The organism is Modicisalibacter muralis (assembly GCF_900102945.1).
In the GTDB taxonomy this organism is placed as follows: domain Bacteria; phylum Pseudomonadota; class Gammaproteobacteria; order Pseudomonadales; family Halomonadaceae; genus Modicisalibacter; species Modicisalibacter muralis.
Genome location: NZ_FNGI01000003.1, coordinates 139,804 through 157,209 on the forward strand (window position 1 = coordinate 139,804; position 17,406 = coordinate 157,209).

Sequence of the window (17,406 nt, forward strand, 5' to 3'; positions counted from 1 at the left end):
ATGCTAACGCCTTTTTCCCAGCAGAATCCTTATCCCTCCCAACGCAGCGCCACCTATGCCAGGCACGGCATGGTCGCGGCATCGCAGCCTCTCGCCAGCCAGGTTGGACGTGACATCCTGGCCCAGGGCGGCAATGCGGTCGATGCCGCGATTGCCACGGCCGCCGTGCTGAGCGTGGTCGAGCCGACCGGGTGCGGGATCGGCGGCGATGCCTTCGCGCTGGTATGGATCGCATCAAACGACGCTGGCGAGGGAAAGCTGCATGGGCTCAACGCCAGCGGCACCGCGCCCGCGACGCTAACCCGGGAAGCCGTCATCGAGGCCGGCCACACCGGCATGCCCCTTTACGGCTGGACGCCGGTCACCGTGCCGGGCATCCCCGCCGCCTGGGCCGAACTCTCCCGACGTTTCGGCAGGCTCGATTTCACGACGCTACTTGCGCCCGCCATTCGCCTGGCGCGCGAAGGATTCCCCGTCTCACCGGTGATCAGCCTCTTATGGCAGCGCGCGGAGGCGACCTTTCAGCGCCATTTCAGCGAGGCATCGACTCAGGCCTGGTTCGACACCTTCACGCCGCAAGGCCAGGCTCCGCGCCCGGGGGAGATGTTTCGTTGCCAGGCGCAGGCCCGCACCCTCGAAGCGCTGGCCGAGACGCAGTGCGAGAGTTTCTATCGCGGCGAACTGGCCGAAAAGATCGATGCCTTTTCACGGCGCACCGGCGGCTACCTGCGCAAGGAGGATCTCGCCAGTTACCAAACCGAATGGGTCGCGCCCATCTCGGTCAACTATCGCGGCTATGATGTCTGGGAAATCCCGCCTAACGGCCAGGGCATCGTGGCGCTGATGGCGCTACGCATCCTCGAGGGTTTCGAGTTCGACGGCCGCGACGACCCACGGGCCCTGCATCGGCAGCTCGAGGCCATGAAACTCGCCTTCATCGACGGACAGACACATGTCGCCCAGACCGAGCACATGGTGCACAGCGTCGAATCCCTGCTCGGCGAGGACTATGCCCGCACACGCCGCGCCCTGATCGACGACACCGCACTGGACCCGACACCCGGCCAACCCCATGGCGGCGGCACGGTGTACCTCGCCACCGCCGACGCGGAAGGCAACATGGTGTCGTTCATCCAGAGCAACTATCACGGCTTCGGTTCCGGCGTGGTGGTGCCCGACACCGGCATCGCGATGCAGAATCGCGGCCACGGCTTCAGTCTCGACCCGGGCCACGCCAACGTACTCGCCCCCGGCAAGAAGACCTTTCATACCATCATCCCCGGCTTTCTCACTCGCGACGGCGTCGGTCTGGGGCCGTTCGGCGTCATGGGCGGTTTCATGCAGCCGCAGGGTCACGTGCAGGTGGTAATGAACCTGGTCGACTTCGGCCTCAATCCCCAGGCGGCGCTCGATGCCCCGCGCTGGCAGTGGCTGGGCGGGCGCCGCATCGGGCTCGAACACGCCTTCCCCGCGCATCTCGCCCGGGCCATGGCGCAACGCGGCCACCGCATTGAAATCGCCCACGATAGCACCGGCTACGGGCGTGGCCAGATCATCATCCGCGATCCGCAAAGCGGAATTTACTGCGGCGGCACGGAGCCGCGAACCGACGCCAGCATTGCGGTGCTGTGATCATGCTCAAGACTCAGGGAAAGCTCTTCGTCGCCTTTCTGCGCATCGGCCTGCTCGGCTTCGGCGGAGGGCCTTCGATGATTCCCTTGGTCCATCAGGAAGTCGTCAAGCGCCATGCCTGGATGAGCGACGACGAGTTCGCCGACACCCTCGCCATCGGCAATACGCTGCCGGGCCCGATCGCCACCAAGATGGCCGGCACCGTCGGCTATCGCATCGGCGGCCTGTTGGGATGCCTCAATGCGGTGATCGCCGTGATCGTACCGGTCATCCTGGCGATGATCGCACTGCTCGGCCTGTTTACCCGCTATAGCGATCAGCGCTGGATCCAGGGCATGAGCGAAGGCGTCGTGCCGGTAGTGATGGTGATGATGAGCCAACTGACCTGGGACTTCTTCGCCAAATCCCGCATCGGCCTGGGCTGGATCGTCACGCTGCTGATGGGCGCGGTGGCCGGCGCGCTGATCTACTGGCTGGGTATCCATCCGGGGCTGGTCATCGGCGCGGTGCTCGTCACCGCCCTGCTGCGCCCGGAGCGCCGCTCGAAGGCAACGCGCCAGGAGACCGCGAAATGATCTACTGGCACGTCTTTCTGGCCTTCTTCATTCCTAACATCATCGGCTACGGCGGCGGGCCCGCGATCATCCCATTGATCGAAAACGAAGTGGTCGGGCACTACGGCTGGATGAGTTCCCAGGCCTTCGCCGAGACGTTGGCGCTGGGCAACACCCTGCCCAGCCCGATCGCCACCAAGATGGCCGGCTATATCGGCTACGACGTCGCCGGAGTGCCCGGCGCGCTGATCGCCACCTTCGCCACCGTGGCGCCGTCGTTGCTGCTGATGCTGGCGGCGATGGGCACGCTTTATCGCTACCGCGACTCGATCAAGGTGAAGTCGATGAGCCAGTGGGTACGGCCGGTGATCATGGTGCTGATGGGTTATCTCACCTGGACCTTTCTTGTCACGAGCATCGCGGAAGCCGGCATTGTGCATACCGCGGTTATCGGTGGCATCGCCGCGGCGCTATTGCTGGCAACCCGATTGCACCCGGCTTTCGTGGTAATGGCCGGATTGGCTTATGGCGCGGCCTTCCTGGGCTGACGCTGACACACACCACAAACAGGAGCGACCCGGAAAACGCCTTATCCCAAAAAACCTTGGAAGACTTTGAAAAAGGTAGCGAGCGAAGGCCAGGTAAGGCGAAGTCGTCCGAAAAAGCGGAGTTTACAGGCGGTAAATGAGCATTTTGAGGCCGACTTCAACACAGCTTGGTCGAGCGCAGTAGTTTTTCAGGGGCTTCCTCGAACCCATGATGCATGACGACATTACAAGGACAAATCGCATGAAAATCTTTGGCTTCTCTCCAGCGGAAAAATCTCGTGGATGCTTCTTCAGCGCGTTGGCCATCGGCGCCGCGCTGAGTTGCGCCGCCGGGCTGGCCTCGGCGCAGGAAGCGGACTACCCGAACCGGCCCGTCGAGCTGATCGTGCCCTGGTCGCCGGGCGGCGGCAGCGACACGCTGATGCGCATCATCTCCAACAATATCGAGCCCCACCTCGGCGTGCCGATGCCGGTCATCAACATGCCGGGGGTCAGCGGCACCCTGGGCCTGGCTGAACTCGCCAGACGCGAGCCGGATGGCTATACGATCGGCCAGGTTCACGAGGGCCTGCTGACCGCGTTCCATACCGGACTGACCAAGCTGAACTGGGACGATTTCGCACCGATAGCGGGGGCCACCGCCACGCCACAGTATTGGACCGTCAGCGCGGACAGCCCATGGCAAACCTTCGAGGAGTTCGTCGAATATGCCAAGGCGAACCCCGGTGAGGTCCGCGTTGGCGTCACGCTGGGCGGCATCTCGCACGTGCACCCGGCGATGATCGAGGATGCCGCGGGCCTGGAGTTTCGCTATGTCGGTTACGAAGGAACCGGGGATCGCATTCGCGCGCTGGTCGGCGGTCATATCGACGCGGCGATGGGCGATGTGTCCTCGAGCCTGGCATTCGTCGAGAGCGATGACCTGCGCTTCCTTGCCGTGGGTTCCACCGAACGGGTGCCACAGACACCGGACGTGCCGACGTTCGAAGAACTCGGCTACGATTCGCTCGAACTCTCCATTATTCGCGGCATCGTCGCCCCCGAAGGCACGCCCGAGGCGCGCATCGATACACTCGAATCGGCCCTGAAGTCGCTGTCCAAGGACGAGGCTTTCGTCAAGAGCGTCAACAACGTCGGTGTCGAAGTCCAATTCATGGGCACCGAGGAATATACCGACTACCTCGAGAACGCTAACGACACTATCGAACGCCTCTCCGGGAAACTTCAGAAATGACTTCTCAGACATCCCCCACGGCCCGGTCGCCTGACGACCGGGCAGCCAATGGCGCCGCACGGGGAGGCGCCATGGCACATATCGTGTTCAATGGCCTGCTGGCGGCCCTGTTCATTTTTCTGTTCGTGCGCGCCGGCAGCTACCCCTCGTCGATGTGGGAGCCGTTGGGATCGGGTACCTTCCCGCGCCTCGTGCTGGGAATGTTGGTGCTGTTCAATGTCATGATTGTGGTGCAGGAAACCCGGCATTTCCTGCGCGCATCGCCACTGCCCGCAAAGGCGTGTCGGGCCTGGATCTGGCGGCATCGCCTGATGTTCGGCGTGCTCCTGCTATTCGCGCTCCTCGTATTCGCCGTGCCAACGCTGGGATTTCGTTGGTCATCCCTGGTCTTTCTTTTCGTGACGCAGGTCCTGCTAGGCGCTCGTCACTGGAAATCGTTACTAATTGCCGGCGTGATCGCGGTGGCTTTCTCCTTCGGCGTCGAGATCGTATTCCGTGAGGTTTTCCTTATCTCCTTGCCTCGCGGTCTTCTGGATTGACGGTACTCATAATCGTAAAGCTCAAGGGGAAATAGCATGATGGAATCCATCCTGGCCGGCGCCGATCAGATATTCAGCGTCCCGACCCTGCTGACCATGCTGCTGGGTACCATAGCGGGAATAATCGCGGCGGCGATTCCCGGTTTCACGATTACCATGGCGATCATTCTGACCCTGCCACTGACGTTTGGCATGCCACCCCTGCAGGGCGTCGCCACCATGCTGGCGGTCTACGTCGGTGGCTATACCGGCGGGTTGGTCAGCGCAGCACTACTGGGCATTCCCGGCACCCCGTCATCGGTCGCCACAACCTTCGACGCCTTTCCCATGGCACGGCGTGGCGAACCCGGCCGGGCCCTGGCCATCGGTATCTGGGCCTCGTTCTGTGGCGCCCTCATCAGTACCGTCGTTTTGATAATCGCCGCGCCACCGCTTGCATTAATCGCCGTGAAGCTGGGCCCTTGGGAATACTTCTCGCTGATCGTGTTCGCCATGACGATCGTCGCGAGCGTGGCGGGAAAATCCATGCTCAGGGGCTTGATGGCCGGCATGCTGGGACTATTGATAGCCACCGTAGGGCCGGACCCGATCATGGGCGTCCCCCGTTTTACCTTCGATACTTACCTCCTCGAGGCCGGACTCCCCTTTCTGGTGGTATTGATCGGCATCTTCGCCGTCAGCCAGTTACTCAGCGAGGTCGAAGACGTCGACCAGGTCAAACAGGGCGAAGCCTTGATTACCGGAAAGATAGTCTTCCGCCCGCTCAAGGTACTGCGTGAAATACTCGCCTATCCGATCAATCTGATTCGCTCGTCGCTGATCGGCGTCCTGGTGGGCGCGGTACCCGGCGCCGGTGGCAGTATCGCCAACCTGGTGTGCTACGACTATGCCAAGCGCGGCTCCAGGACACCGGAGAAATTCGGCACCGGTACGCCAGAGGGCATTGTCGCTTCGGAATCCGGCAACTCGGCGACCTCGGGTGGCGGCCTGATCCCGATGATCGCCCTGGGAATCCCCGGCTCGGCGGTCGATGCCATCCTGATGGCTTCGTTGATGGTGCATGGCATCGGTGTCGGCCCCCGGCTGATCGTCGATCATGCGGATCTCGTCTATGGCATGTTCATGGCGATGGCCATTGCGGCAATGATGGTGCTGGTGATCTGTCTTTCCAGCATGCGCCTGTTCCTGGGCGTCACCAAGGTGCCCAAATCGGTCATCGTGCCGGTGGTATTAGTACTCTGCCTGATCGGCGCCTTCGCCTTGACCCAGCGCATCGCCGATCTGTATCTGCTGCTGGGAATCGGTATCTTCGGCTATATCCTCAGCAAGCTGAACTACCCGCTGGCGCCCGTGGTACTGGGCGCGATACTGGGCCCTATCGGCGAGTCCAACCTGCGCCGCGCGCTGATGACCAACGAGGACTGGACGCTGTTCTTCACGCGCCCGATATCGCTTGTCTTGCTGGTACTGGCTGTTTTATCGATCGCGTTTTCGGTTCGCAGCCACTATCGCCAGCGCCATGTCACGAGGTCATCGGGTTGACCTCTTGCCTTGCCCGCAAGCGCGACGCTATGGGACCAGCCCAACGGCTTCATGGGCGTCCGCCGCTTGAGCGCGCTGTTTAAGAAAGGCGAGGCCGATTTGTGGAAACAGCGCGTAGGTCAGCACATCGTCGGTTTCGTGTTCGCCTTCCCGTAGGCGAATGCCATCCAGCTTGGCCTGGGCGCGCAGTTCATCCCGCAGGCGCTGCATTTGTGGCGCGATATTGTCCGCCGGTCGGCAGGTGGTCGGTGGCTCGCCTTGCAGCGCCCGCTGTTGAAGGTGCTGGTCGAAAGGTGTCGGCGCGGCGCCGTATTCGCCCCGGAGCAATGCCTGCACCGGTTGGGAAATCGACCGGTAACGTTCGCCGCTCATCACGTTCATCAGCGCCTGGCCGGCGACGATTTGCGCGCTCGGCGTGTCGAGTGCGATGCAGCCGAGATCCTCGCGTACCCTGGCCATTTCAGTCAGTACCTCGTCGAGCCGCTCAGTCGCGCCCTGCGCTTCGAGCTGGCTCTCCAGATTGGCGAGCATGCCGCCCGACACCTGGGCGCGCAGCAGGCGTGAGTCGCTACCCTTGAGCGCGCCCTCGAAAGCGGCGTACTCGTTGCGCAGTTCGCGAAAGTAGCCGGCAATGTCTTCGAGCAGTGCCAGGTCGAGCCCGGTATCGCGCTCACCGTCCCGCATGATCGCCACCAGCGCTTCGGTGGCGCTATGGCTGTAGGTCATCGACATCGCGGAGATCGCGGTATCGATGTTGTCGACACCGGCTTCCACGGCCTTGATCAGCGTCGCGGTGGATAGCCCGGTGGTGGCGTGGCAACGCAGGTGAATCGGAATCGACAAGGCGTTCTTCAGCCGCGAGACCAGTTCGAAAGCCGTGTACGGCGTGAGCAGCCCAGCCACGTCGTTGATCGCCAACGAATGCGCGCCCATCGCCTCGATGCGCTTGGCCAGCTCGACCCAGCTCTCGAGGGTATGCGCCGGGCCGAGCGTGTAGACGATGGCGCCCTGGGCGTGAGCGCCGTTTTCGATCACCGCCTGGAGCGAACGCTCGAGATTGCGCGGGTCGTTCATCGCATCGCAGATGCGAAAGACATCGATGCCATTGGCGCAAGCGCGGGCGACGAAGGCGTCGACCACGTCGTCGGCGTAATGCCGATAGCCCAGCAGGTTCTGGGCGCGCAGCAGCATCTGCTGGCGGGTATTGGGCATGGTTTCCTTGAGCGCGCGAATGCGTGCCCAAGGGTCTTCGTTCAAGTGCCGAAGGCAGGCATCGAAGGCCGCGCCGCCCCAGGTTTCCAATGCCCAGAAACCCACGCGATCGAGCTTGGCGGCGATCGGCAGCATATCGTCCAGACGCAATCGCGTGGCAAGCAGCGACTGCTGCGCATCGTGCAGAACGACGTCGGTAATACTCAGTGAACGGCGGGGCTCACGCATGGCAAATGGCCTTAAGGTTATCCCTGACTGATACAATACGCCGACTGATTGCAAAGCGTTGGCAAGGCAAACATGGCCGGGGCGCGCGCCACATCCACATGACACATCGAAAAGCCAAATTACTACACTCGGGACGCATCGGTCTCGCGCCGATGGAAGGCGTGATCGATGCCGTCACCCGCGAGTTGCTGAGCGCCGATGAAGGGCTCGACTGGGCCGTCACCGAGTTCGTGCGGGTAATCGACGCGCGCCTGCCGGCGCGCGTGTTTCACCGCCATTGCCCCGAACTGCTGCAGCCCGAAGTGGCCACGCCCAGCGGCGTGCCGGTGCACCTGCAATTGCTCGGCTCCGATCCCGTGGCACTGGCCGCCAACGCCCACCAGGCCGTATCGCTTGGCGCCATCGGCCTCGATCTTAACTTCGGCTGCCCGGCCAAGACTGTCAATCGTCACGACGGCGGTGCCTCGCTGTTGCGCGATCCCGAGCGGGTCCATCGCGCAGTCGAGGCCGTATCGCAGGCAGTCGGCCAGCGCGTGCCGGTCACCGCCAAGCTGCGCCTGGGCTTTTCCGACCGTCGCCTGGCATTGGCCTGCGCGCTGGCCGCCGAGGCCGGCGGCGCCCGGCACCTGGTGGTGCATGCGCGGACCCGCGACGAGGGCTATCGTCCACCGGCGCATTGGGAATGGATCGCGCGCATTCGTCATCGGCTAACGATCCCGGTGATCGCCAATGGCGATATCTGGACCCTCGAGGATTATTGGAAGGCACGCAGCCTGTCGGGTTGTGGCGATGTGATGCTCGGTCGCGGCATGCTCGCCGACCCGTGGCTGGCGCGACGCATCCGCCTCTGGCAACGCACCGGCCAATACCTGCCCGAGACACCCTGGTCGGCCAGGGTGGCGATTCTTGCCGCTTACGCCGAGCGCCAGCGTCACACGCTGCCCGAAAAGGTGGTGGTCTCGCTACTTAAACAATGGCTAAACCAGATGCGCGGAAGGGATGCGCAAGCCGCCCGGCGCTTCGCCACGCTGCGTCGCGAGACACGCCTCGATCCGTTCATCGTGGGGTTGAGTGACGGGGCATCGCACTGCGTTGATACGCGTTTTTCATCGACCGGTACTATTTCAGCCTGAGGCCAGGCCGCACCGTCGCCGCGATGTCTCGGATGGGTGCAGCTTAGGTCGTCTTGCGACGCCAGTGGGGGATGAATACGATGCAATACGTGCAATGCCGATCCGCGCGTGGGGTTCCTGCGATCGATGCGCGCGTTGGCTACGCTTTGACGAGTCGCACCGGGCGATTGATTCGCCATCAATAACCACAATCATTCTGTAAGGAACTCTCATGACCATCAGTTCAAGCACCTCCCACTCGCGCCGCAAGGTGCGCCTCGCGCTCGCGGCACTCGCGGTTCCGGCCCTGCTTCTCTCTGCTTGTGGTGACGGCGACGACGCCGAGAAGGAAGGCGAAGGCGGCGGCAACGAACAGGCCGCCAATACCAGCACCAGCGACAATAACGCGGGCAACACCACCGCGCTGTCCATCGCCACCGGCGGTACCGGCGGTGTCTACTACCCGCTCGGTGGCGGTATCTCCACGATGATCCGCAATGACGTCGAAGGCTACGACGCCACCGTGCAGGAAACCAACGCCTCGGTCGACAACATGCTGCTGGTCCAGAAAGGCGCGGCCGACCTGGCACTCGGCGTCGGCGACGTGGTCGCCGATGCCGCCGCAGGTACGGGCTCCTTCGAGCAGCCGCTCGACCTGTGCGCGATCGGCACGCTGTACAGCAACTTCATGCAGCCGGTCACCACCGAAGGCACCGGCATCACCAGCGTGGAAGACATGAAGGGCAAGACCATCTCCGTCGGTTCACCCGGCTCCGCCACCGAGGTCGGCGCGATACGCGTCCTCGAGGCTGCCGGCATCGATCCCGAGGAAGATATCGATCGTCGTCAGCTCGGCGCGGCCGAGACGGTTGCGGCGCTGCGCGACGGCACCATCGACGCCGGCTTCTGGTCCGGTGGCCTGCCGACCGGGGCACTGGTCGATCTTGCCAGCACCGGCAAGATGAAGATCGTGCCGATTGGCGAATACGCCGACGACCTGGCCTCGGAGTTCGGCAAATACTACGTCGAACAGTCGGTACCCGCGAACACCTACCAGGGCCAGGAGCAAGCGGTGTCGGTCATCGCCTCGCCGAACATCCTGGTCGCCAAGACCGATATGGACGAGCAGCTCCAGCAGAACATCACCGCCGCCATCTTCGACAACAAGAAGGAGCTGATCCAGGTCCACCCGGCCGCCAAGGAACTTGACGCCTCCACGGCCGGCAAGATCCCGTTCATCGAGACCTGTCCGGGCGCGCAAGCCTACTACGACCAGGCCGGTCAGAGTGACCAAGCTGACCAAGCTGACCAAGCTGACCAAGCTGACCAAGCCGATCAGACCGGAAGCTAACGCCCTTGCCTAGGCCGGCCATCGCCATTGCGGCGCTCGGGTGCCTGATCGCCTTCGGGGTCGTGGCGCTCGAGCCTGCCACCGAGCAGGACGCAGCCTCGACACCTCAGGCCGTCGTCATCCGTGGCCACACCGGCGATGTGCTGGCCCGCGTGGCCCTGCCGGGGGATAACTTCGCCGTCAGCTATCGCAACTCGATCTATGGCACGCTGGCCGAGGAGCGCTACGTCGTGTCACCCGACGAGCGCTACCGGCTGGTGCAGATCGCCGCCGATCAACTTGCCGTGCTGGAAGAATACTACGCCGTTCCCGGCCCCCCGCGCCGCGCCGAGCCGGCCGATCGCCGCACCTGGGTGGTGCCCCCGGACCCGGCGCACCCGGCCGTCTTCGAGGAGCTTTCGATAGCGGCGACCGATCTTGGCCAGCGCACCCTGCATGTCCCCGGATCGCCGCCCCTTGCGCTTTGGCGGCTAGTCGAAGACAACCATCCGTTCGTTGTGTTAGCTATCGAGGAGACCCCATGACCGAACGACCCAACGAGCGTGCCGGCCTGAAGGCGAGCACGCCTCGCGACGACGATACTATCGACGAGGAAGCGCTACTCGCCGAATTCGAGGCGGAAAAACCCGCTCGCCAGCTCAGCGGGATTCCCCACACGATCGTCAAGGTAATGGGCGTCGGGCTATCACTGTTCGGGCTCTTCTGGGTGTTCAACCCGATGGCCAAGCAGTTCTACCTGCCCGCCTTCCTGATGGTCGGCCTGTCGATGACCTTCCTGGTGTACCGGGGCTGGGGCCGGTCGGACAAGGCAAAGGTGGCCCAGGGTGCGGATAACCCATACATCGTGGATTGGCTACTCGCTGCGATCACGATAGTCCCATTCGCCTATATCATCTCCGATTGGGATTCCTTTTTTCGGCGCGCGATAATCCCCACCCAACTCGATCTGATCATGGGCACCATCGCCATTCTGGTGACGCTGGAAACGGCTCGCAGGACCGTCGGGCTGCTGGTTCCACTGGTCGTGCTGTTCTTCCTCGGCTATGCCCACTGGGGCCCCTATTTTCCGGCGCCATTCGGCACTGCCTCGTACGACTGGGCGCGGCTGATCGGCCATAACGTGATGGGCACGCAGGGTCTGTTCGGGGTGCCCACCGATGTCGCGGCAACCTACATTATCCTGTTCACCATCTACGGCGCGGTACTCACCGCCTCCGGCGCCACGCGCTTCTTCATCGACCTGTCGTTCTCGGCATTCGGGCAATCGCAGGCCGGGCCGGGCAGAACCGTGACGATGGCCGGCTTTCTGCTCGGCACCGTCTCCGGCTCCGGGGTCGCCACCACCGTTACCCTGGGCGGGATCTCGTGGCCGCTGCTGCGCAAGGCAGGCTACCCACAGGAGCACGGCGGCGCGGTGCTTGCGGCCGCTGGTATCGGCGCGATCATGTCGCCGCCCACGCTGGGCGCCGCCGCCTTCATCATCGCCGCCTTGCTCGGCGTGTCCTACCTGCAGGTGCTGATCTGGGCAACCATCCCCACCCTGCTCTACTACTTCGGCATCATCCTGGCGATCGAGATGGACGCCCGACGCTTCAACACCCATAGCGTTGAAATCGACGTCAAGCCCGTCGGCAAGCTGCTGCTGCGTTTCGGCTACCACTTCAGCTCGCTGGTGGCGATCGTGGTGTTCATGGCGCTGGGCATGACGCCATTTCGTGCCGTGGTGTTCGCCACCGCGCTGGCCTTCTTGCTGAGCTTTCTCGACCGCGAGTGCTGGATGACCCCCCGACGCATCTGGGATGCGCTCGCCACCGGCGCCACCGGGGCGCTATCGGTCATACCGGTGATGGCATCGGCCGGCCTCATCGTTGGCGTCATGACGCTGACCGGGCTCGGCCTCAAGCTGGCCAACATCATCGTCATGCTGGCCGGTGGCAACCTGATGCTCACCGCGCTGCTGTCGGCGGTATCGGTGATACTGCTCGGGCTGGCGGTGCCGGTGACCGCCAGCTTTATCATCTCGTGGGTGATCATCGGGCCGGCGTTGCAGGATGTCGGCGTGCCGGCTTACGCGGCAGCGATGTTCATCTTCTACTACTCGGTGCTCAGCGAGGTCTCTCCGCCCACCGCGCTGTCGCCCTTCGCGGCCTCGGCGATCACCGGCGGCAAACCGGTCAAGACCATGTGGCTGACCTGGCGCTACACCTTGTCGGCCTTCCTGGTGCCGTTCATCTTCGTGCTGTCCGGCCCGGGCATCGGGTTGCTGATGCAGGGCGGCGTGCAGACCGTCCTGTTGGCGATGGTGGTCTCCTTCACCGCCGTCGCCGCGCTCGCTGTGGCGACCGGGGCCTGGCTGATCGGCCCCGCCGGGTGGACCGAGCGCATCCTGTGCGGCATCGGCGCCATCGCGCTGCTGGTGATGGAGCCGATCTTCATGGGTATCGGCGCCGTGGCCGTGGTTGCCGGGCTGCTGGTCCACCTCGCTGGGCGTCGCCGGCACAGGGCGACATAACCCACGCCCGAAAATAAACTCCCATAAAGCAAAAACCCGCTCTCCTGACGGAGAGCGGGTTGCAATTTGGCGCGCCCGGGAGGATTCGAACCTCCGACCACCTGATTCGTAGTCAGGTACTCTATCCAGCTGAGCTACGGGCGCTTTTTAGCAAAGCACAACTTAGAACGGCATGCCGCTAGTGATGGACAGACAACCGCGATGTGTTACCGGTGAGAATGGCGCGCCCGGGAGGATTCGAACCTCCGACCACCTGATTCGTAGTCAGGTACTCTATCCAGCTGAGCTACGGGCGCTTTCCGTACCTTTACAGGTATCTTCGCAGCGATACATTCAAGCGAGTTGAATGGCGGAGAGAGAGGGATTCGAACCCTCGATAGGGCTATAAACCCTATACTCCCTTAGCAGGGGAGCGCCTTCAGCCACTCGGCCACCTCTCCCTTAGCGACACGGCGCGTAGGTTACCGATTTCACTACTTCCTGTCCACCCTTGGGCAGGATTTTATGGCTATCGCTCAGCTTCCCGAATCGCCATCGCCATCGACTTTTTCACGCTGGATGCGCTGATATATCTCTTCGCGATGCACGGCGACATCTCTTGGCGCATTGACACCGATACGCACCTGGTTACCTTTTACCCCTAACACGGTCACGGTGACATCGTCACCGACCATCAGGGTCTCGCCGACACGGCGGGTCAGGATGAGCATTTGCTGATCTCCTTTCAGACTTCTTCCAACAGGGCGCGGCTACAGGCGATGCGCATCGCATTATGCGTCATGCATCGGCCCGGGCCAACTCCATTGCGCTATAACGCCTGATAGCCTCGTTGAATGAAAGGCCCTCAAAGCCTTTCGGTATCCCTACACCATCAGCGTAGAACGTGCCGGCGCCATTAAACCACTCTTTCACTCACTTTCCACGCTGTCCTTGTCGAGCCCGAATGCCTTGTGCAACGCGCGCACGGCGAGCTCCATCTGCTTCTCGTCGATCACTACCGATATCTTGATCTCCGAGGTCGAAACCATACGGATATTGATGTTCTCTTCGGCCAGGGTACGAAACATCTTCGATGCCACGCCGGCGTGCGAACGCATGCCCACGCCCACCAACGAAACCTTGGCAATATTGTCGTCACCGCGCAAATCACCGCCACCGAGATCAGGGATCACCAACTCCTGGAGGATCTTCATGGTCTGCTTGTAATCGCCCTTGGCGACGGTGAAGGTAAAGTCGGTGTAATCGCCGGCCGGCGCCACGTTCTGCACGATCATGTCGACTTCGATGTTGGCATCGGCGATCGGGCCCAAAATGCGTGAGGCCACGCCCGGCACATCGGGGGTATTGAGCAAGGTGAATTTGGCTTCGTTGGCGGTAAAGGCGATACCGGAAATCAGCGGCTCTTCCATGGAATCCTCTTCTTCATCTGAGTCAGCGACGATCAGGGTGCCCGGGCCGTCCTCGAAACTGGACAGCACGCGCAGCGGAACATTGTACTTGCCGGCAAACTCCACGGCGCGAATCTGCAGGACCTTGGAGCCCAGGCTGGCCAGCTCGAGCATCTCCTCGACGGTAATGCTCTCCAGCCGCCTTGCCTTGGTGCATACGCGTGGGTCGGTGGTGTAGACGCCGTCGACATCGGTATAGATCTGGCATTCGTCGGCGTTGAGCGCCGCGGCCAGCGCCACGCCGGTGGTATCCGAGCCACCACGGCCCAGCGTGGTGATGTTGCCTTCTTCGTCGACGCCCTGGAAACCGGCGACCACGACGACTTGACCATCGCCGAGATCCTCGCGGATATCGTCGGTCTCGATGCGCTGGATACGCGCCTTGGTATGCGCGCTGTCGGTCTGAATGCCGACCTGCGCGCCGGTATAGGACGTCGCCGCCACACCCAGCTTGTGCAGGGCCATGGCCAGCAGCGAGCAGGTCACCTGCTCGCCGGTGGAAACCAGCATGTCCATCTCGCGCGGGGTGGGTTCTTCATTGATCAGTCCGGCCATCTCGATCAGCCGATTGGTTTCGCCGCTCATCGCCGAGACCACTACCACGACCTGATGGCCGTCGTCGCGGAACCGCTTGACCTTATCGGCCACGGCTTTGATGCGCTCCACCGAGCCCACCGAGGTCCCGCCAAACTTCTGTACGTATAGCGCCATGAGTTTTGCGTATCCGTGTTGAGTTGGTGAGTTGAAGGATGTGTCCATGAAAAAGGCCGGGCGAGTGCAGCCCGGCCTTTTGCTGTCTAGCCTAGCTGGCCCTCGAGCCATGCCGGGACGCTGGCGAGCGCTACGGGAAGCGCCTGAGCATCGTTGCCGCCCGCCTGGGCCATGTCGGCACGACCGCCGCCCTTGCCGCCGACCTGCGCGGCGACATGATTGACCAGATCGCCGGCCCTGACCCTGGCAGTCAAATCGTCGGTGACCCCGGCAATCAGGCTAACCTTGTCGCCGTCGGCCACGCCCAACACCAGAATGCCCGAGCCGAGCTTGTTCTTGAGTTGGTCGAGCAAGCCGCGCAGCTCCTTGCCGGAAACGCCCTCGACCTGCTTGGCCAGGACCTTGACCCCGGCTACCTCGCGGGTTTCGGTGAGCATGTCGCTACCGGCGGCACTGGTCAGCTTGGCTTTGAGGCGCTCGATTTCCTTTTCCAGCCCACGATTGCGCTCGACCAGCGACTCGACACGCTCCTCGAGCTGCTCGGGCTTGGCCTTGAGGCGCTCGCCGATGCGCAGCAAGCGTGCCTCCTGATCGCGGAAGTAATCGAGCGCGCCCTCGCCGGTCACCGCCTCGATGCGCCGCACGCCGGCGGCGATGCCGGTCTCGGCGAGAATATGCAGGCAACCGATATCACCGCTACGCGCCACATGCGTGCCACCGCACAGCTCGATGGAGAAGTCGTCGGCGCCGATGGTCAGCACGCGCACGCTGTCGCTGTACTTGGCCTCGAACAGCGCCGCCGCGCCCTTGGCCTTGGCTTCGTCGAGGGTCATCTGCTGGATGCGGGTGTCGGCGTTGAGCAGGATCTGCTGATTGACGATCGCCTCGACCTCGGCCAACTGCTCGCGGGTCAGCGCCTCGAAGTGGCTGAAATCGAAGCGCAGGCGCTCGGCGCTGACCAGCGAGCCCTTCTGTTGCACGTGACCGCCGAGCACACGCTTGAGCGCTTCGTGCAGCAGGTGAGTCGCCGAATGGTTGCGCATGGTCGCCACGCGCAGGCTGGCGTCGACGCGCGTGGTGATCGACGAGCCCACGCGCAAACGGCCTTCGATCACCACGCCATGGTGCAGGTGATGGCCGCCCTGCTTTTGCGTATCGGTGACCTGGAAGCGCACCCCATCGGCTTCCAGATAGCCGGTATCGCCGACCTGCCCGCCCGACTCGCCATAGAACGGCGTGCGATCCAACACCACCACGCCCTTGGCGCCCTCGTCGAGCTCGACCAGCGCATTGCCGCTCTCGTCGACCAGCGCGGTGACGCGCGCTTCATCCTCGAGACGCTGGTAGCCGGTGAAGGTCGTCTCGCCCTCGAGCTCGAGGCTCGCCGTATAATCGGCGCCGAACTGGCTGGCCGCACGGGCGCGTTCGCGCTGGGCCTCGAGCGCACGCTGAAAGCCGAGCTCATCGAGTGTCACGCCGCGCTCGCGGCAGATATCGGCGGTCAGATCGAACGGGAAGCCGTAAGTATCGTAGAGCTTGAACACCGTCTCACCGGCCAGCACTTCGCCGTCGAGTTCACCCAGCGCCGCCTCGAGCAGGCCCATACCGTGATCGAGCGTACGCGCGAACTGCTCCTCCTCCTTGAGCAGTACCTTCTCGATATGTCCGCACGCCTTGTGCAACTCGGGATAGGCCTCGCCCATCTCGGCGTCGAGCGCCGCGACCAGCTTATGGAAGAACGGCTCGCGAGCGCCGAGCTTGTGGCCGTGACGCACCGCGCGGCGGATGATTCGGCGCAGCACGTAACCGCGCCCCTCGTTGGAGGGCAGCACGCCATCGACGATCAAAAAAGCGCAGGAGCGGATGTGGTCGGCGATCACGCGCAGCGACGGCGTGGCGATATCGTCATGACCAATGACCCCCGCCGCCGCTTCGAGCAGGTTCTCGAACAGATCGATCTGGTAATTGGAATGCACGCCTTGAAGTACCGCCGCGACGCGCTCCAGACCCATGCCGGTATCGATCGACGGCTTGGGCAGCGGATTGAGATTACCCGCGGCATCGCGGTCGAACTGCATGAACACCAGGTTCCAGATTTCGATGTAGCGGTCGCCGTCCTCGTCGGGGCTGCCCGGCGGGCCACCGAAGACCTCGGGGCCGTGGTCGAAGAAGATTTCCGAACATGGCCCGCAGGGGCCGGTATCGCCCATCTGCCAGAAATTGTCTTCGTCGAGCTTGGAGAAGCGCTCGGGGTCGATGCCGATCTCGTCCTTCCAGATACGCTCGGCTTCGTCGTCGCTGATGTGCACGGTGACCCACAGCTTTTCCCGTGGCAGTCCCAGCGTCTCGGTCAGAAAGGTCCAGGCAAGGCGAATCGCATCGCGCTTGAAGTAGTCGCCGAAGCTGAAGTTGCCCAGCATCTCGAAGAAGGTGTGGTGGCGCGCGGTGTAGCCGACGTTGTCCAGGTCGTTATGTTTGCCGCCGGCGCGCACGCAGCGCTGCGCCGAGGTCGCGCGCACGTAGGGGCGCGGATCGCGACCCAGAAAAACATCCTTGAACGGGACCATGCCGGCATTGGTGAACAGCAGGGTCGGGTCATTGCCTGGCACCAGCGAGCTCGACGGCACGATGGTATGCCCCTGCTCCTCGAAGAAGGTCAGAAAGGCCTGTCTGATGTCTGCGCTTTTCATGAAAATACCCGTGATGATGAGCGTTTTGGCGCTACGGGCAGGCGGTCGTCGTCCCTCGTCAATAAATACACGAAGACGTGTTGAATCACGAAA

The 17,406-nt window shown here is 63.1% G+C and carries 13 protein-coding genes, 3 tRNA genes and 1 pseudogene; 10 read left to right on the plus strand and 7 right to left on the minus strand.

What is annotated here, in order from left to right; genetic code table 11:
* From BLR92_RS07750 to BLR92_RS07775, 6 genes are all read left to right on the plus strand, one after another.
* Positions 1–1,632: a gamma-glutamyltransferase family protein gene (locus BLR92_RS07750; protein ID WP_089727232.1), complete on the plus strand. Its 1,632-nt coding sequence runs from the start codon at positions 1–3 to the stop codon at positions 1,630–1,632.
* Positions 1,633–1,634: 2 nt separating this feature from the next.
* A complete protein-coding gene (locus BLR92_RS07755) occupies positions 1,635–2,207 on the plus strand; it encodes a chromate transporter (RefSeq protein ID WP_089727511.1) in 573 nt (190 codons plus the stop codon).
* The gene (locus tag BLR92_RS07760; RefSeq protein ID WP_089727234.1) at positions 2,204–2,734 is read left to right on the plus strand and encodes a chromate transporter; all 531 of its coding nucleotides are present in this window, start codon (positions 2,204–2,206) and stop codon (positions 2,732–2,734) included. The genes BLR92_RS07755 and BLR92_RS07760 overlap by 4 nt, the downstream gene beginning before the upstream one ends.
* Positions 2,735–2,975: 241 nt before the next feature.
* Positions 2,976–3,968, plus strand: coding sequence for a Bug family tripartite tricarboxylate transporter substrate binding protein (locus BLR92_RS07765; protein ID WP_089727236.1), 993 nt, complete (start codon positions 2,976–2,978; stop codon positions 3,966–3,968).
* A 71-nt stretch (positions 3,969–4,039) separates the two neighbouring features.
* Positions 4,040–4,507, plus strand: a complete 468-nt coding sequence (locus BLR92_RS07770) for a tripartite tricarboxylate transporter TctB family protein (RefSeq protein ID WP_175488752.1) — start codon at positions 4,040–4,042, stop codon at positions 4,505–4,507.
* Between the two features lie 36 nt (positions 4,508–4,543).
* Complete coding sequence (locus BLR92_RS07775) at positions 4,544–6,049, plus strand: tripartite tricarboxylate transporter permease (protein ID WP_245704137.1); 1,506 nt, start codon at positions 4,544–4,546, stop codon at positions 6,047–6,049.
* Between the two features lie 42 nt (positions 6,050–6,091).
* Here the strand turns inward: BLR92_RS07775 and BLR92_RS07780 are convergent.
* Positions 6,092–7,489: pseudogene (locus BLR92_RS07780) on the minus strand (pyruvate carboxylase subunit B); the annotation flags it as partial.
* 152 nt (positions 7,490–7,641) lie between these two features.
* On the opposite strand from BLR92_RS07780, the gene BLR92_RS07785 reads away from it, so the two are divergent.
* The 4 genes from BLR92_RS07785 to BLR92_RS07800 all read left to right on the plus strand — a co-directional run bounded on the left by BLR92_RS07785 (position 7,642) and on the right by BLR92_RS07800 (position 12,464).
* Positions 7,642–8,622: a tRNA dihydrouridine synthase gene (locus BLR92_RS07785; RefSeq protein ID WP_089727242.1), complete on the plus strand. Its 981-nt coding sequence runs from the start codon at positions 7,642–7,644 to the stop codon at positions 8,620–8,622.
* Between the two features lie 211 nt (positions 8,623–8,833).
* Positions 8,834–9,952 carry a TAXI family TRAP transporter solute-binding subunit gene (locus BLR92_RS07790; RefSeq protein ID WP_089727244.1) on the plus strand — a complete coding sequence of 373 codons (1,119 nt, stop codon included), beginning with the start codon at positions 8,834–8,836 and terminating at the stop codon, positions 9,950–9,952.
* 5 nt (positions 9,953–9,957) lie between these two features.
* Complete coding sequence (locus tag BLR92_RS07795; protein WP_089727246.1) at positions 9,958–10,476, plus strand: hypothetical protein; 519 nt, start codon at positions 9,958–9,960, stop codon at positions 10,474–10,476.
* On the plus strand, positions 10,473–12,464 hold the full coding sequence (locus BLR92_RS07800; RefSeq protein ID WP_089727248.1) for a TRAP transporter permease: 1,992 nt from the start codon (positions 10,473–10,475) through the stop codon (positions 12,462–12,464). Before BLR92_RS07795 ends, BLR92_RS07800 begins: the two co-directional genes overlap by 4 nt.
* 67 nt (positions 12,465–12,531) lie before the next feature.
* Here the strand turns inward: BLR92_RS07800 and BLR92_RS07805 are convergent.
* From BLR92_RS07805 to alaS, 6 genes are all read right to left on the minus strand, one after another.
* A tRNA-Arg gene (locus BLR92_RS07805) sits at positions 12,532–12,608 on the minus strand.
* A 75-nt stretch (positions 12,609–12,683) separates the two neighbouring features.
* Positions 12,684–12,760 (minus strand) — tRNA-Arg (locus tag BLR92_RS07810).
* A gap of 51 nt (positions 12,761–12,811) precedes the next feature.
* Positions 12,812–12,904 (minus strand) — tRNA-Ser (locus tag BLR92_RS07815).
* Between the two features lie 75 nt (positions 12,905–12,979).
* The gene (csrA, locus tag BLR92_RS07820) at positions 12,980–13,174 is read right to left on the minus strand and encodes a carbon storage regulator CsrA (protein WP_089727250.1); all 195 of its coding nucleotides are present in this window, start codon (positions 13,172–13,174) and stop codon (positions 12,980–12,982) included.
* A gap of 198 nt (positions 13,175–13,372) precedes the next feature.
* Positions 13,373–14,623, minus strand: coding sequence for an aspartate kinase (locus tag BLR92_RS07825; protein ID WP_089727251.1), 1,251 nt, complete (start codon positions 14,621–14,623; stop codon positions 13,373–13,375).
* 86 nt (positions 14,624–14,709) lie between these two features.
* Complete coding sequence (alaS, locus tag BLR92_RS07830; protein WP_089727253.1) at positions 14,710–17,313, minus strand: alanine--tRNA ligase; 2,604 nt, start codon at positions 17,311–17,313, stop codon at positions 14,710–14,712.
* Positions 17,314–17,406 lie beyond the last annotated feature (93 nt).